This is a genomic window from Rhodococcus sp. WB1 (assembly GCF_001700945.1).
Classification (GTDB): Bacteria; Actinomycetota; Actinomycetes; order Mycobacteriales; family Mycobacteriaceae; genus Rhodococcus; species Rhodococcus aetherivorans.
Genome location: NZ_CP015529.1, coordinates 286,187 through 302,092, shown reverse-complemented (window position 1 = coordinate 302,092; position 15,906 = coordinate 286,187). Strand labels below are relative to the sequence as shown.

General features: G+C 69.0%; 13 protein-coding genes. 6 read left to right on the top strand and 7 right to left on the bottom strand.

Going from position 1 to position 15,906, the window contains the following annotated elements; genetic code table 11:
• Positions 1–61 precede the first annotated feature (61 nt).
• Positions 62–358: a hypothetical protein gene (locus tag A4U64_RS01440; protein WP_006931784.1), complete on the bottom strand. Its 297-nt coding sequence runs from the start codon at positions 356–358 to the stop codon at positions 62–64.
• 102 nt (positions 359–460) lie between these two features.
• A complete protein-coding gene (locus A4U64_RS01435) occupies positions 461–1,759 on the bottom strand; it encodes an amidase (RefSeq protein WP_065922042.1) in 1,299 nt (432 codons plus the stop codon).
• A gap of 165 nt (positions 1,760–1,924) precedes the next feature.
• On the opposite strand from A4U64_RS01435, the gene A4U64_RS01430 reads away from it, so the two are divergent.
• From A4U64_RS01430 to A4U64_RS01405, 6 genes are all read left to right on the top strand, one after another.
• On the top strand, positions 1,925–3,355 hold the full coding sequence (locus tag A4U64_RS01430) for an MFS transporter (protein ID WP_044475636.1): 1,431 nt from the start codon (positions 1,925–1,927) through the stop codon (positions 3,353–3,355).
• Between the two features lie 60 nt (positions 3,356–3,415).
• Positions 3,416–4,603, top strand: coding sequence for a flavin reductase family protein (locus A4U64_RS01425; protein WP_065922041.1), 1,188 nt, complete (start codon positions 3,416–3,418; stop codon positions 4,601–4,603).
• A 507-nt stretch (positions 4,604–5,110) separates the two neighbouring features.
• Positions 5,111–6,337: a glycosyltransferase gene (locus tag A4U64_RS01420; protein WP_065922040.1), complete on the top strand. Its 1,227-nt coding sequence runs from the start codon at positions 5,111–5,113 to the stop codon at positions 6,335–6,337.
• Positions 6,338–6,519: 182 nt separating this feature from the next.
• Positions 6,520–6,993: an STAS domain-containing protein gene (locus A4U64_RS01415; protein WP_065922039.1), complete on the top strand. Its 474-nt coding sequence runs from the start codon at positions 6,520–6,522 to the stop codon at positions 6,991–6,993.
• A gap of 236 nt (positions 6,994–7,229) precedes the next feature.
• Positions 7,230–8,717 carry a flavin-containing monooxygenase gene (locus A4U64_RS01410; protein ID WP_029546298.1) on the top strand — a complete coding sequence of 496 codons (1,488 nt, stop codon included), beginning with the start codon at positions 7,230–7,232 and terminating at the stop codon, positions 8,715–8,717.
• A 243-nt stretch (positions 8,718–8,960) separates the two neighbouring features.
• Positions 8,961–10,403 carry a serine/threonine-protein kinase gene (locus A4U64_RS01405; protein WP_065922038.1) on the top strand — a complete coding sequence of 481 codons (1,443 nt, stop codon included), beginning with the start codon at positions 8,961–8,963 and terminating at the stop codon, positions 10,401–10,403.
• 90 nt (positions 10,404–10,493) lie between these two features.
• Here A4U64_RS01405 and A4U64_RS01400 read toward each other — a convergent pair whose 3' ends face one another.
• From A4U64_RS01400 to A4U64_RS01380, 5 genes are all read right to left on the bottom strand, one after another.
• Positions 10,494–11,576 carry an ABC transporter ATP-binding protein gene (locus A4U64_RS01400; RefSeq protein WP_029546308.1) on the bottom strand — a complete coding sequence of 361 codons (1,083 nt, stop codon included), beginning with the start codon at positions 11,574–11,576 and terminating at the stop codon, positions 10,494–10,496.
• A gap of 8 nt (positions 11,577–11,584) precedes the next feature.
• Positions 11,585–12,901, bottom strand: coding sequence for an ABC transporter substrate-binding protein (locus tag A4U64_RS01395; protein WP_050035960.1), 1,317 nt, complete (start codon positions 12,899–12,901; stop codon positions 11,585–11,587).
• A gap of 20 nt (positions 12,902–12,921) precedes the next feature.
• Positions 12,922–13,809, bottom strand: a complete 888-nt coding sequence (locus tag A4U64_RS01390; protein WP_065922037.1) for a carbohydrate ABC transporter permease — start codon at positions 13,807–13,809, stop codon at positions 12,922–12,924.
• A complete protein-coding gene (locus A4U64_RS01385) occupies positions 13,806–14,855 on the bottom strand; it encodes a carbohydrate ABC transporter permease (RefSeq protein ID WP_043802936.1) in 1,050 nt (349 codons plus the stop codon). The genes A4U64_RS01390 and A4U64_RS01385 overlap by 4 nt, the downstream gene beginning before the upstream one ends.
• A 113-nt stretch (positions 14,856–14,968) precedes the next feature.
• Complete coding sequence (locus A4U64_RS01380) at positions 14,969–15,889, bottom strand: L,D-transpeptidase (protein ID WP_029546319.1); 921 nt, start codon at positions 15,887–15,889, stop codon at positions 14,969–14,971.
• Positions 15,890–15,906 lie beyond the last annotated feature (17 nt).

Below are 15,906 nucleotides of genomic sequence, written 5' to 3'. Positions count from 1 at the left end.
CCAGGGCGTATCCCTGGCTCCCGACATTGTCCCCGTCCGCCCCGCGGTGGGAACCACCTGCTCAGGCGACGTCCGCCGCGGCGTCGTCCCAGCCGGCATCGGCGGTCCAGTAGTTCATTCCCGCCGCGCTCACCTGGTGCCGCCAGGCGGTGGTCCGTCGCAGGAGTGGTTCTTCCCTGCGGACCGACTCGTCGGCCGCCTCGGGGCCGTCGGCCTCCACCGTCCAGTGGACCCAGTTGACCTCACGACCGTACTCGTCGTGGACGAACAGATCGACGTGGTGCCAGCCACGGTCGAACGTGTCCTCGTAGCAGGTGAGGAACATCCTGTGATGGTTGGTGGGGCGGGGTTCGAGCATGGCTGATCCTTTCACCGAGCCGAGCGAGTAATGTCACCGAGCCGAGCGAGTAATGTCACCGAGCCGAGCGAGTAATGTCACCGAGCCGAGCGAGCGGGCGGCTCAGACGGCAATCACGGGCAGTTCACGTAGGAGGGCCTCGAGCTTCTCGCCCACGTCGAGCAGCCGGTCCTCGTGCCCCGGCAGCCCGACGATCTGCAGGCCCAGCGGCAGTCCCGCGGGGGTATGGGCACCCGGCACGACCACGACCGGTAGACCGAGCAGCTGCCACGGCCGGCTGAGGATCGGCGATCCGGTCGCGGACAGGCCGAGCGGGGCCGGACCCAGCGCTGCAGGGCCGACGATGATCGGAGCGGAGTCCAGAATCTCGTCCAGCAGTTCACGAGAGCGGTCCCGACGGGTCAGGGCCGCGGAATACTCGGCCCCGGGGGTTCTGCGACCGTTCTCCAGGAGGTCTCGGATCGGCGCGCTCAGTGCCTGCGCGTGTTCGTCGAACTCGTGTGCCCGTGCCCGGGTGGCTTCGTACGACATGACGGTGATGTGGTCCTCGGCCAAGGTCTGAACATGATCGTCCCAGTCGAGCGGTTCGGCCTTCACTCCGATCTCTTCCAGCAGGGCGGGCACATGTTCCAGCAACGCCGCCATGGGCGGCTCCAGGGGGTGGAGAGCACCGGCGTTCCAGACCAGGCCCCGGGCAACCGGCTCCGGAGCTCGGGCATCGGAGCGCTCGCGACCGGTGAATGCGTTGTGCACGAAGCGAAGATCGGCCACGGACCGGGTGAGCAGGCCCAGCGAGTCGAGTGACTCGCTCAGACCGGTGATGCCGGACATGTCCGTGGTGCCGTGGGCGAGGACCATCCCGGCGGCTCCGCAGTACGAGGCCGGCCGGGTCAGCGAACCCGCCGTCTGGGTGCCGAGCGCGAGGGGCACGGTCCCCGCCGCGACGGCCGCAGCCGATCCACTGGAGGACCCGCCGGGGGTGTGATCGAGGGCGTGGGGATTGCGGGTGGGGCCGGGGGTGAAGTAGCCGAACTCGGTCGTCACGGTCTTGCCCTGGACGATCGCACCAAGGGAACGCAGACGGGTCACGCAGGCAGCATCGGTGCCGACGGCATCCGGGGAGGTGACTGCGGAGCCGGCACGCGTGGGCATCCCGGCTACGTCGATGAGGTCCTTGACTCCGACGGACACACCGGCCAGAGGCGCAGAGCCAGGGTCCCGGTCGACGGCACGAGCCTCTGCCGCAATCGTCGACGACAGGCACACCCAGGCGTCGAGTTCCGGTTCGCGCAGCTCGATCGCTCGTCTGACCTGCGTGGCGAGGTCCTCGGCCGGCACCGACCCGGTCCGGACCACCCCGACCTGCTCCCGCAGAGACAGCTCCGACGCGCGCGTGCTCATACTCCTCCTCCGGTCTCGACTCCTCCATTCTGGGCGAACAAGCCGAGGGCCGACAGTAAAGGTTTCCCTCCTACCGCAGTAAGGACGCATGGAAATAGCTTCTGAACCACTGTCGACCCGCTGGCGGATTCCGCATCCGCAGCTCGCTAGGAAAGGTGGCTGCTCATGGCTTCGACCGTGGCGCCCGAAGTCTCTGTCTCCCCGGAACCCGGGGAGAAGAGGATCGACTTCCACAGGATGAACCGCAAGGCGTGGATAATCACGGCTCTGCTCGTCCTCTTCCAGATCGTGGCCTTCGCCGACAAGGCCGTACTCGGCCTGGTGGCCTCGAAGGCCATGCCCGATCTCGGAATCTCCGCCGTACAGTTCGGTTTCATCGGCAGCGCGTTCTTCTTCCTCTACGCGGTGGTCTCCGTGGTCACGGGTTTCCTCGCCGCCAGGTTCTCGGTCAAGTGGATCATCCTCACCATGGGCGTCGTCTGGGCGGTCATGCAGTTCCCGATGCTCCTCGGTGGCGGTGCCGCGGTGCTGCTGGTGACCCGCATCGTCCTGGGCGGCGCGGAAGGTCCCGCCACGGCGATGTCCCTCACCGCGGCCCATTCGTGGTTCGAACCGCGCCGTCGCGCCCTGCCGTCCAACCTGGTGGCCGCCGGCTCGACGCTGGGCCCGGTCATCGCCGCGCCTGCCCTCGCCTGGGTCATCGTCGCCTGGGGATGGCGCTGGGCCTTCGGCGTCCTCGGCATCGTCGGGCTCGTGTGGGTCGTCGCCTGGCTCCTGATCGCCGGTGACGGACCGTTTGCCGGGCACGGCAAGCAGAACCCCGCCGCCGCCCGCACCGCCGATCGGAAGCCGGCCGATGCCGCCGACGAGGTGGCCACGAACGATGTGGACGAACAGAAGCCTGTCGTCGTATGGCGTGCCCTGCTCAGCATGACCTTCCTCGCCGCGGTGATCGGCGGCGCCTCGAACTTCTGGGTCCAGGGGTTCGTCACGACATGGTTGCCCCAGTACCTCGGCACCGTCGTCGGCCTGTCGCTTCCTCAGGTCGGCACCGTCACCACCTTTCCCTGGATCCTCGGAGCCGCCGTGTTGCTGCTGCTCGGTTTCCTCGGCCACCGGTTGATGAAGCGCGGCCACAACGCGCATCGCGCGATCGCTGTCCCGTTCGGCATCGCGGCTCTGGTGGCCGGAGTCTGCTTCATCCTGGTCCAGGCGACCTCCGGTGTGCTGGCCGTCGCCCTCCTGTGCCTCGCCGCGGGCTGCAGCCTCGCGTACCCGATGACCGCCTCTGCGATCGCCTATGCGGTCGGCGCCAAGCAGCGACCGATTCTCATGGCCACGCTCGGCGGCGTGGCGTCGATCGGTGCCATCGTCTCCCCCACGCTCGTGGGCTGGCTGATGGCCCGCGCCGGTTACGTCTCTCCCGCTGCAGGAAGCGAACTGACCACCGAAATGGCGACGAACATGGCGATCGGTGTGCACCAGGCATTCACCATCACCGGCATCATCCTTCTCGTCGGCGGTCTCCTCTGCATCCTCTTCCTGCGGCCCGAGAGCCTCGGCCGGAAACTGCAGTCCAAGTACGTCAAGCACTGAACCCGGCATCTCGATGCATGCCGGCACCATCCCACCGTCCCCGAGATCAGGAGGACCTCCATGACAGGTTTCGCGACCCCGGTCGACCAGGGGCTCTTCCGGGAAGTGATGGGGCACTACCCGACCGGTGTGGCTGTCGTGACCGGCCGCGCGGACGACGGGGAACTGCTCGCCCTGGTGGTCGGAACCTTCGGTTCGGTGTCTCTCGATCCGCCCCTCGTCTCCTTCATGCCGATGAAGACGTCGAGGACGTTCGCCAAGATGCGGGAGTGTACTTCGCTGTGCGTCAACATCGTCGGCGGCGAGCAGGAGGAACTGGTCGCCACCGTCGCACGACGCTGGGAGAACAAGTTCGACGGGATCGACTGGTTCCCGTCCCCGTCGGGGGACCCCGTACTGGCGGAATCGGTGGCGTGGATCGACACCCGCATCACCGACACGGTGGAGGCGGGCGACCATTGGATCGTCCTGTGCGCTGTGGCGGACATGGCCGTCACCAACCCGGTGGCCCCGCTGATCTTCTTTCAGGGCGGTTACGGAAGTTTCGTCGGCACGTCGCTGATGGCCCGGATGGAGCACCGGATTCTGTCGGCGATTCAGGATGCGGACTGCGCGCGGCCGGCCGTGAGGGACCTCGCGAACGAAATAGGTTGCGAAGTCACGCTCTACACGGCCGTCGGCCATGACGAGATGGCGACCGTTCTCTCCGCGTCGGCTCCCGGAATCGACCCGGAGAACGGACTGGCGCAGCGAGTTCCGATCGTGCCACCCATCGGCGATTCACTCGTCTTCGATCTGTCTCCCGAGGATCAGGAGCGGTGGATCGCCAAGGCTCGCGGCGTCGAGGAGTCCGGCAGACAGCTCTACCGGGACCGTCTCGACTTCGTCCGCGAACACGGGTTCCTGCTGTCGTTCCTGCCCCGGGAGGGCGGTGCCGCATACGAGGAGATGCGCGCCGCCACCCGCCGGTACGAGAGCGGAAGGCTGACACCGGCACAGGAACGGAGCATCCGGGAATGCGTCGTAAGGTCGACGGTCGACTACCGGTTGCACGACCTCGACGGTGCGGAAACGTACGACCTCGGTTCGGTCGTACTACCGGTTCGCGACCGAAAAGGTGACTACACGCTCACGCTGCGATTGGCGCAACTTCCTCGCCGGGTGTCCGGGACGCGGGTACGAGAGTGGATCGCTCGGGCCAAGGCGGTCGTCGGCGTCCTCGAGAGCGGTACCGACTTCGACCGGTAACCCGTTCCCGCGGAACGCGGTACACCGCGACATCCGGTGCCATGAGGGGTACCGGTCGGTCTTCGCCAGCTTGCATGTCGACCGGGTCGGTCACGGCTCGCCGGGCCGTGGGACGTGCGCCTGCCCCGTGCGTGTGTTCCACGGCTCCCGGATCCTGGCTGTGCGCGTCAGGCCGAGGGCGCTACCCGCACAGCCGCCGATCAAACTCGAGACGCTCCCCCGGCAGTGCGACGATCCCGTCCGCCGGATCGAGGCACGCGTGCGTCCGAGACGATTCCGCCTCCTCGGTTTTACCCGCCGCAGAATCGGTAACCCTGTGCCCATGGCGCACCCACCGAACGTGCTTCCGCGGCAGATCCACGGCTCGTGGACGCCCTCACACGTTCAGGGGTCCCAGGACCCGTTGCCGTCCCTCCTCGACGGCGGGCCGTGGGCGCGGGGCTGCTGCGGGCGGTACGCGCTGATCGACGAGGTGACGAGCGCGGCAACCCGCAGGAGGGAAGGGCCATGAAGATTGCGATGGTGTCCGAGCACGCACGCCTCCTCGCGGCCCCGAGCGACGCAGACTCCGGCGGCCGGGACGTGCACGTCGCCGAACTGTCGGCGGCGCTGGTACGGGCGGGACACGACGTCACCGTCTACACCCGTCGCGACGACCCCGATCTTCCCGAACGAGCCCGGACCGAGGAGGGGTACGAGGTGGTCCACGTCCCCGCCGGGCCACCCACCCGCCTGCCGGCGGACGAGCTCCTCCCGCGGATGGGCGAGTTCGGCACCTTCCTCGAACGCGCATGGACGAAGGACCGGCCCGACGTCGCCCACGCCCACTTCTGGATGTCGGGCATCGCGACCCAGCTCGCCGCCCGCAACGCCCGGGTGCCCACGGTGCAGACCTTCCACACCCTGGGCGTGGTCGAGCGCCGGCACCAGGGCAGCGCGGACGCCGGCTCGTCGAGCCGGATCCGCGTCGAGCGGCTCCTGGCCCTGGGCGCGAGCCGGGTGGCCGCCACCTGCTCGGAAGAGGTGTTCGAGCTCGCCACGCTGGGTCTGCCCCGCACCCGCACGTCCGTCGTGCCCTGCGGCGTGAACCTCGAGCTCTTCACGCCCACCGGCCCCGGGGATCGGGCGCGCGGGGCCGGGCACCGCATCGTCACCGTGGGCCCGCTCGTGCCGCGCATGGGCTTCGACGTCGCGATCCGGGCCCTGGCCCTGCTCCCCGACACGGAACTGGTGATCGCCGGCGGACCGGTGGACGGCGACCTCGCCGACGATGCCGAGGCCGCCCGCCTGCGCGCCGTCGCCGAACAGCACGGTGTGCGGGACCGGGTGCGGATGACCGGGCCCGTGCCCCGGAAGGACATGCCCGCGCTGCTGCGGTCGGCGGACGTGGTGGTGTGCACTCCCTGGTACGAACCGCTCGGCATCGTGCCGCTGGAGGCGATGGCCTGCGGGCGGCCCGTCGTCGCGACCGCCGTCGGCGGCCTGCTCGACACGGTCGTCGACGGGGTGACGGGCACGCTGGTGCCCCCGCACGCATCCGAGGCCGTCGCTGCGGCCGTGCACGGCCTGCTCACCGACGACGTCCAGCGCACAGCCTTCGGTCTCGCCGGCCACGACCGGGCAAGCACCCGCTACTCGTGGGACCGGTCCGCCGCCGACGCCGTGCGCACCTATGAGCGGTGCGTGCCGGAACCGCGGCAGGCGGTGCGGTCCACGCGCTCCGGAGCGCGCTGAAGGGACTCCCGGGATCTTCACGGAAATTTCACAGATTCGGCCGCCGGGCACAGGGCCGAGACGTTACTGTTGCGAACAAGGTTGAGAAGCAGCCGGTTCTCGTCTCGTGGAGGCGATTGCTGCGCTCCCCTGTCCCCCGACCGGGCGCTGCTCCAGCAGTCGGAATCATCGGAGGAACAGCCATGGTCTATCTGCGCTCCATCCTGGACTCACCGCACCGGTATTCGTCGTCGCTGCTCGACACCGCGCTGTTCGACGATTTCTCCGGCGACGGGACCCGGGTCTGCATCGACGTCGACGAACCGCCGGGCGGTCCCGTCGTGGTGCAGGTGTCAGGGAGCGTCGACGAGGCCGCCGCGCCGGTGCTGCACTCATTCCTGCGCGAGGCCGTCGTGCGGGGTCGAGGCGTGGTTCTGGACCTGTTGCAGGTCACCGCCGTCGAGTGCGACACCGCGGCACTACTCGAGCGGGCCGAGTCGCTGCTCCGCGAGCGGGGCGCGAACATCACCGTCGCCGGCGGTGCGGCGGTGCGGCGCGCGGTACGGGACGCGGGATTCGAGGACCGGATCGCGTGCTTCGACACCTTCGGTCCGGCATTCGAGGCGGCACACCGCGGGTGCGACCTCCGGACCGCGGCACGGCGGGTGCAGCCGTGACCGCCAATGTCGTCCTGCTGCTGTTCGTGCTGGCAGCAGGCATCGGTGGCACCGCAGCGTTGCAGGGGGCGCTGCGGCGCCGCCGCTGACTTCACACCTTCCGGACGGCCGTGTGCGGTGCGTCGTGCGCGGGCGTGTGCTGTCCGCGCCGAGGCCGTTGGCCGATCGCCCGCCCGTTGATAGTGTTCTGCGTCACCTACCTCGGTCGCCGAGACCTCGGGGAACGGAGAAGCGCGATGCACGACGAGCACGTCGACGTCCTGATCGTCGGCGCCGGACTCTCCGGGATCGGCGCGGCCTGCCATCTGCAGGACGAATGCCCGGACAAGAGCTACACCGTCCTCGAGGCGCGCGACGCCATCGGAGGCACCTGGGACCTGTTCCGCTACCCGGGCATCCGCTCCGACTCCGACATGTTCACCCTGGGGTACTCGTTCCAGCCCTGGACCGAACCAGAAACCTTCGCCGACGGCCCGTCCATCCGCGACTACGTCCGTCGCACCGCGCGGACCCGCGGCATCGACGAGAAGGTCCGGTTCCACCATCGTGTGGTCCGCGCCGAGTGGTCCACGCCCGAGGCCCGCTGGACCGTGACGGCCGAGCGCACCGACACCGGCGAGCGCATTCGTCTCACGTGCGGCTTCCTGTTCGTCAACTCGGGCTACTACCGCTACGACGAGGGATTCACCCCCGAACTGCCCGGCGTCGAACGGTTCACCGGCACGCTCGTGCATCCGCAGCACTGGCCCGAGGACCTGGACTGCACCGGCAAGCGCGTTGTCGTCATCGGCAGCGGCGCCACCGCGGTGACCCTCGTCCCGGCGCTCGCGGAGTCGGCCGCACACGTGACGATGCTGCAGCGCTCCCCGAGCTACGTCATGTCACGGCCTTCGATCGACCCCGTCGCCGGTGCGCTGCTCGGCCGGGTGCCGTCGAAGATCGCCTATCCGATCGTCCGCTGGGCCAACGTGCTGGGCAGCATGGCCTTCTTCCAGTTGAGCCGGCGCCGGCCGGCTCTGGTCAAGAGGCTGCTGCGCAAGGGCGTGCTGAGCCACCTGCCCGCGGACTACGAGGTGGATGTCCATTTCCGGCCGCGGTACGACCCGTGGGACCAGCGGGTGTGTTTCGTTCCCGACGGCGACCTGTTCAAGGCCCTGCGCGAGGGCCGGGCGACGGTCGTGACCGACACGATCGGCACGTTCACGGAGAACGGAATCCGGCTCGCCTCCGGGCAGGAACTCGAGGCCGACGTGGTCGTCACCGCGACGGGGCTGAACCTGCTCCTGCTCGGCGGGATGGCCGTACGCGTCGACGGTCGCGACGTGGAGATGGGAAAGACGCTGGCGTACAAGGGGATGATGCTCTCCGGTGTCCCCAACCTGGCGTTCACCGTGGGATACACCAACGCGTCCTGGACATTGAAGGCCGACCTCGTCGCCGGATACGTGTGCCGCCTGCTGCGGCATATGGACGCGCGCGGGTACGCCTACTGCACCCCGACCGCTCCCGCCTCCACGACGGCCGCGTCACCGCTGGTCGATCTGGCGTCCGGGTACGTACTGCGCAGCATCGATTCGCTCCCCAAGCAGGGCCCCGCGGCTCCGTGGCGACTGTTCCAGAACTACGTCCGTGACCTGGTGATGATGCGCCGCGGCGGGCTCGAGGACGGCGCCATGCGCTTCTCGCGGGCAGCGGTCCCGACAGCGAAGCAGCCGGCCGCCTGAGGTCCCCGTACGGAATCTCCGAGCATCCCGGGGCCCGCTTCCGCGGATGCGTATGTCCGCGTATCCGCGAGGAATCTCGCTGCCCGCCCGATCGAAAGTAGCAGCGTAGGTGGGCGGTTCCCAGCCGAGCGCGACACCATCCGGATCCGCCGCATAGACTGCCGGTGGAGGAGGCGGTCGACCCTCCCCTCCCCGGCGCACAGTTCCGCAACCGCGGCAATTTCCAGGGGCGGAGAGTGACATATGCAAGTTGGTGCCCTGTTCGGCAGGTATCGCCTGGACCGTCCACTGTCGGTGGATGCGACCGGCGAGGTGTGGGCCGCGTTCGACACGATCACGCATCGGCACGTCGCCGTGCGGGCGCTGCCGCCGGAGGCGACCGAGGACGACGACTACCGCGCTCGTTTCGAACGGGAAGCCGAGATCGCAGCGCGCATCCGGAACCCGCATGTGGTCCCGATCCACGACTTCGGGCAGATCGGCAGCCGGCTCTTCCTCGCAACGACGATCGTCCAGGGCACGAGCCTGCAGGCGATGCTCCGGGCCACCGGCGCAATGGAGGTGCCGCGCGCGGTCGACGTCGTCGAGCAGCTGGCGTCGGCCCTCGAGGCCGTGCACGCGGCCGGACTGGTCGAGCAGGAGGTGACGTCGGCGAACGTCCTCGTGCAGGACGACGGGCTGATCTGCCTCACCGATGTGGGGTTCCCCCCACATCCCGGCGCGGCGTCGGGCGTCTACGGCCTGACCACCGTGCTGTACGAATGCCTCACCGGCCGACTCTTCCAGTCGTCGAGCGGACCGACGTTGCCACCGCAATCGTCGTCGGTGCTCTCGACCCTGCCCGCCGGTATGGTCGACGTGATCGCCCGCGGAACGGCAGCCGAACCCGCGCGGCGTTACGGATCGGTGGGCGAGCTGGCCGCTGCCGCGCGCACCGCGGCAACATCGCAGCGACCCGCCCACAGGGCCTCGACCGCGATCGTTCCGGTCGACTGGAGCCGGCGCATCCTGGTCGCAGGCCTCGCGCTGGCGGCGATCATCGCCGTTTTCGTCGTCGGCAGCATGGCACTCGGCGCGATATCGCCCTCGTCCGAGGGCGCCGACCCCGCTCCGCTCCCGATCGCGGCGCGGCCGGCCGCGCCGACACCGTCGCCACCGACCACCCCGACAGGTGCGGACGAGGTGCCGCCGGAACCAGCGACACCTCGGACGGAAGCTCCGGCCGCCGAGGCTCCTCCGCTTCGGGAGGCGGCCCCACCGGCACCCACACCCCGATCCGCACCGCAATCGCCACCTGCACCGGCACCGGCACCGGCACCGCCACCTGCACCGGCACCGCCGGCGCCCGCGCCGCAGGTACTGCCCTGCTACCCCGGCTACGAGCACACCCCGCCACCGGACGGACCCTGCCTTCCGGCCGGCTCACCCCCCGCACCAGCCCCGGCACCGCCGGCGCCCGCGCCGCAGGTACTGCCCTGCTACCCCGGCTACGAGCACACCCCGCCACCGGACGGACCCTGCCTTCCGGCCGGCTCACCCCCCGCACCAGCCCCGGCACCGCCGGCACCCGCGCCCGCGCCCGCGCCGGAGATACTGCCCTGCTACCCCGGCTACGAGCACACCCCGCCACCGGACGGGCCGTGCTGGGCCCCCGCGAGCCTGCGAGGCCCGACCGGCGACGGGTGATCCCGGTGAACCGTCCGCTCGCCGTCGGGCCGAATGTCACACGCATTCAGTTCAATCGAATGCATGTGACATTCGGCCGCCCACTCGGGATCAGAGGCGGGCGCCCGTCGTCGCCGAGAAGAAGTAGACCTCGCCCGCCTGCGGGAGCAGGTGCACCCGCTCGCCCGGACCGATCGGGACGCGTCGATCCACCCGCACCACGACCTTGCCCGACGCGCTCGACCAGTCGGCCGGCTCGGCGGCCGTCGCGTGGACGAACGATTCCGCGCCGAGTTGCTCGACGAGGTCCACCGTCAACGACAGGGTTCCGGAACGCCACGCCCCGACGGGGGTCCACGCCTCGGGCCGCACCCCGACGACGATCCGCTCGGCATCGACGTCGGCCGGCACGGCGACCCGCAGACTGCCGAGCACGGCCGCGCCGTCGCGGACGGGCGCGTCGAGCAGGTTCATGCCGGGCGACCCGATGAATCCGGCGACGAAGGTGTTGACCGGGTTGTCGTACAGGTCGCGGGGCGCGGCGACCTGCTGCAGGCGGCCGCCGTCGAGGACGGCCACCCGATCCCCCATGGTCATCGCCTCCACCTGATCATGGGTGACGTACACGGTCGTGGTGCCCAGCCGACGTTGCAGTCCCGCGATCTGCGAGCGTGTGCTGACCCGCAACTTCGCGTCGAGGTTGCTCAGCGGTTCGTCCATGCAGAACACCGCGGGCCGTCGCACGATGGCCCGGCCCATCGCCACGCGCTGCCGCTGCCCGCCCGAGAGCTTGCCCGGTTTGCGGTCGAGCAGCGGCTCGAGCTCGAGCATCCGCGCGGCTTCGAGCACCCGCGCCGACCGTTCCGCCTTGCCGACGCCGGCGTTGCGCAACGCGAAACCCATGTTCTCCGCCACCGTCATGTTCGGATACAGCGCGTAGTTCTGGAACACCATCGCCACGTCGCGTGCCTTGGGCGGCAACCCCGTCACGTCGGCTCCGCCGATGTCGATGCGGCCGTCGTCGACTGCCTCGAGCCCGGCGAGCATCCGCAGGCTCGTGGATTTCCCGCAGCCCGACGGACCGACCAGGACCAGGAACTCCCCGTCCGCGACGTCGAGGTCGAGCCGGTCCACCGACGGCCGTTCGACGCCCGGGTAGCGGTGGGTGACGGTCCGGAAACCTATGCTTGCCAAGGCTGTTCCTACAGGTTCGGGGTGATCTGGCGATCGATGATCTGCTGCAGCTGACGGGTGACGTCGCCGAACGCCGTCGTCACGTCGGCGCCCTGGAGGGCGATCTGCTCGAGGCCGGTGCCGATGATCTGGTCGCCGCCGGGTACGAAGACGCGCGCGTAGTCCTGCGAGCGAGTGCGCGCGAGTTGGTCGACGGCGGTACGAGAGTTGGGGTTCTGCTCGAGGAACGCCTTCATGTCGGGGTTCTCGGTGGCGGACTTGCGCACCGGCATGTAGCCGATCCGCTGCGAAAAGTAGGCGGTGTTCTCCCCGTTGGTGACGAAGTCGATGAACTTCAGCGCGTTGCGCTTTCGCTCGTCGGAGATGTTCGCGGGGATCGCCAGTCCGGCGCCGCCGGTGGGACATCCCGGAGTACCGTCGGGGGCCGGCAGGAACGCGGTGCCGAAGTCGAACGCGGCGTTCTTCGTGATGCCGGACAGGTCGCCGGTGGAGGCGATCGTGGACGCGATGATCCCGGCGGAGAAGTCGTTGGCGATGTCCGTGGAGACACCCGCGTACTTCCCGGTGTGGATCATGTCCTTCAGGAACTGTCCCGCGGCGATCGTCTCCGCGTCGCCGAAGCGCAGCCGCCAGCCGTCGGAGTAGGCACCGCCGAACGTCCAGATCGGTCCTTCGAAGGTCCAACCCAGGTAGTCCTTGGCGTTGCCCCAGCCGTGCGCCAGCTTGCCTGAGCCGACGGCACGTTGCAGTTCGGGCCCCCACTCGGAGAACTCCTGCCAGGTGGCGGGCCCGCGGTCGGGCAGTCCCGCCTGCCGCCAGACGTCGCGGTTGTAGTAGAACAGCGGGGTCGAGCGGGCGTAGGGCAGCGCGAAGTGGCGGCCCTCGAAGAGGTAGTCGGCCAGCAGGGAATCGACGTAGTCGCCGGTATCCACGCCGACCTCGGTGAACAGGTCGTCGAGCGGCGTGATCGCGCCGGCGAGCGCGTAGTTGAACCACCACACGTCCGACAGGACCACAACGTCGGGCAGATCACCCCCGGACAGGGCTGCGTTGAACTTCTGTGACACCTCTTCGTAGTTCTTGCCGCCGTCGACGAGGTCGACGGTCAGGTCCGGGTACTTCGCCTGGAACCGGGCGATGAGTTCCTTCTCCACGTCCTGGGACTTGCCCGGGTGGTTGGACCAGAACTTGATCGTGTTCGTATCGGAAGCGGACCCCGAGGTGCCCGCCGACCCGGACGAGCCGGTGCCGGCGCACGCGGCCAGCGCTGCGCTCGCCGCGACCACCCCGGTCAGTCCCAGAAATCCACGCCTGTCGATGTTCACGAAGTTGCTCCTGGAAGAGTTCAGCCCTTGACCGCACCGGAGGTGAGGCCCTTGATCATGTGTCGTTGCAGCGCAAGGAAGACCACGAGGATCGGCAGCATGGCCAGCACCGTGCCGGCCATCACCGGACCCCAGTTGGTGACGCCGTCGTTGTTCTGCAACTGGGTCAGTCCGATCGGCAGCGGGGCCACCGACGCGTCGTCGGCCATGAGGAACGGCCACAGGTATTCGTTCCACTCGTTGACCACGGTGATGAGCGCGAACGCGACCAGGGTCGGGCCGGACACGGGCAGCACGACCCGCCACAGCAGACGGACGTGCCCGGCGCCGTCCATCCGTGCCGCCTCGATGATCTCCGCGGGAATGGACAGGAAGTGGTTGCGCAGCAAGAACGTTCCGAACGCGACGCCCGCGAGCGGCACGATGATCCCCTGGAAGGTATTGCGCCATCCCCATTCCGCCACCAGCGCGTAGTTGGAGATGACCGTGATCTGGTTCGGCACCATCAGGGTGGCGACGATGCCGAGGAACACGAGATTCTTGCCGGGGAACCGCAGGAACACCAGACCGTAGGCGCTCAGGATGCCGAGGACGAACTTCACGCTCGACAGCACCGTGGTGATGATCAGTGAGTTCCGCAGGAACGTGCCGAACGGCACCGAGGTGACGGCCTCCGTGTAGTTCTGGGGATGGAACACGCTGGGCCACCAGGTGACCGGCAGCGTGTAGATGTCGGGCCGCTGCTTGAACGACGTCACCACGATCCAGTACAGCGGCAGCGCCACGACGAGCAGTGCGACGACCATCGCGGCGTAGGCGAGCACACGGATCGCGCGCTCCCGACGCCGGTACGGCTCTGCCGCCGTCGGCTCCGCACGTACGATCCGGCGGTCCAGAAGCGCCGTCATCCCACGATCTCCTTGCGCGCCACCGGCCGGATGTCACATTCCGTCGATGGGACCGAACGCGTGTCACATTCGGCCCCGCGCCCGCGCCCGCGACGGCGAAGACGGGGGCCGCGGACGGGGCGCGGCCGGTCGTCGCGGTCCATGAGACGCACCTGGTACACCGTGACCGCCAGCAGTACGAGGAACATGACGGTCGCGACGGTGGCGCCGTAGCCGGCCCGGAAGTTGCGGAAGGACTCGTTGTAGACCTGGTAGACCATCGTGGTGGTTCCGGTGCCGAGCGGTCCGCCCCGGGTCATCACGTTGATGATGTCGAAGACCTGGAACGAATTGAGCAGCACGGTGATCGACAAGAAGTAGGTGGTGGGCCGCAGCTGCGGCAGGAGTACGCGCCGGAAGGCGGTCCACGACGAGACGCCGTCGATCGCGGCGGCCTCGGAGAGTTCGGGGCGCAGGCCCTGCAGGGCGGCGAGATAGATGACGAAGGTGTAGCCGAGGTTCTTCCACAGGTAGGTGAGGGTGACCATCACCAGCGCCCAGGCCGGATCCTGGTAGAAGTCCGGGGCGCCGATCCCGACCCTGTCCAGCAGGTCCTGGACGAGGCCGAAGTTCGGGTCGAACACGAACTGGAACGCCACGCCCACCGCGGCGCCGGAGATGACGAACGGCGCGAAGAGTGCGGAGCGGACGAGGTTGCGGCCCAGGAGTTTACGGTCCAGCAACAGCGCCAGCGCCAGACCGAGCAGCATGGATCCCGCGACGGTGGCGACGGTGAACACGACGGTGTTGCCGACGATCTGCCAGGTGTCGGCGCGGCCGAACCACTCGCGGTAGTTGCCGAATCCGACGAACGTGGCGGTGGGGCTCGAGATGTTCCACTCGAAGAACGAGAGGCGGATGTTGTCGACGAGCGGCCGGTACGTGAACAGGATCAGCAGCGCGAGATTCGGTCCGATCAGCGTGGCGAACAGCGCGTAGTCGCCCCATGGGCGTCGCGACAGCCCCCGATCGGGTTGGGGCAATACTCTTTCCGGACTCGAGCGCACTGCGGCAGTGTGCCTGCCGCGGGCGAACCGGAGGTTACGCCGGTCTGGCGCCGGCGAGTACTCTCGCCACCCGGAAGGTCACCAGGTGCTCGCCGGCGTCGACCGTTGTCCGGCTAGAGGTTCCAGTCGCCGAGGCCGTCCCAGCCGTTGAGGGTGCCGCCACCGGTGTTCTGCACGATCACCGGGTCGCCCTTCTGGGCGTTCTCGAAGAACCAGCGACCGTCCTCGGTGCTCACGTTCAGGCACCCGTGGCTGACGTTGGTGTTGCCCTGCGCCCACTCGGACCACGGCGCCGCATGCACGAAGATGCCGCTGTTGGAGATGCGGGTCGCGTACTCGACGTAGGTGCGGTATCCCTCGGGCGAGTCGACCGGAACGCCGTACGTGGACGAGTCCATGTACATGTCGCGGAACTTCTCGCCGACGATGTAGGTGCCGTTGGGCGTCTCGTAGCCGGGCTTGCCGAACGACGTCGGCATGGTCTTGACGACCTCGCCGTTGCGGGTGACGGTGATGGTCTTGGTGTTGTCGTCCGCGACGGTGATCAGCGCGTCGCCGACGGTGTACGACGACTGCGTGCCCCCGGCGTTCACGGTGACCTGGGTGTGGGCCGGCCAGAACTCGAACGGCCGCCACCGCACCTGCCGGTCCGAGGCCCAGTAGAAGTGCCCGGACACCGGCGGGTTCGACGTGACGGTGATGGCGCGCTCGGCGGCCGCGCGATCGGTGACGTTCTCGTCGAAGCGGATGATGATCGGCTGGGCCACGCCGACCGTCTCACCGTTCGACGGGTTGATCGACGGGGCCGAGAACGGCGGCGGCGTGGGTGCGACGGAGTTCGAGCCGCCCGGAAGCCTCTCGACGAGTTCCTGCACGCTCGGCAGTTCGGGCCCGCCCGGCCACAGGGGTACCGCGGCGGCGGGTCCCGTCATGGTGAGCATGGCGGCGCCGGCCCCCACCAGCGCGGTGGCGACACGGCCGGACCAGCGACCGGCGCGGCCACGACTGCTCGGCCGACCCTTCTTCTCGAACATTCGACAACCCATCGTTC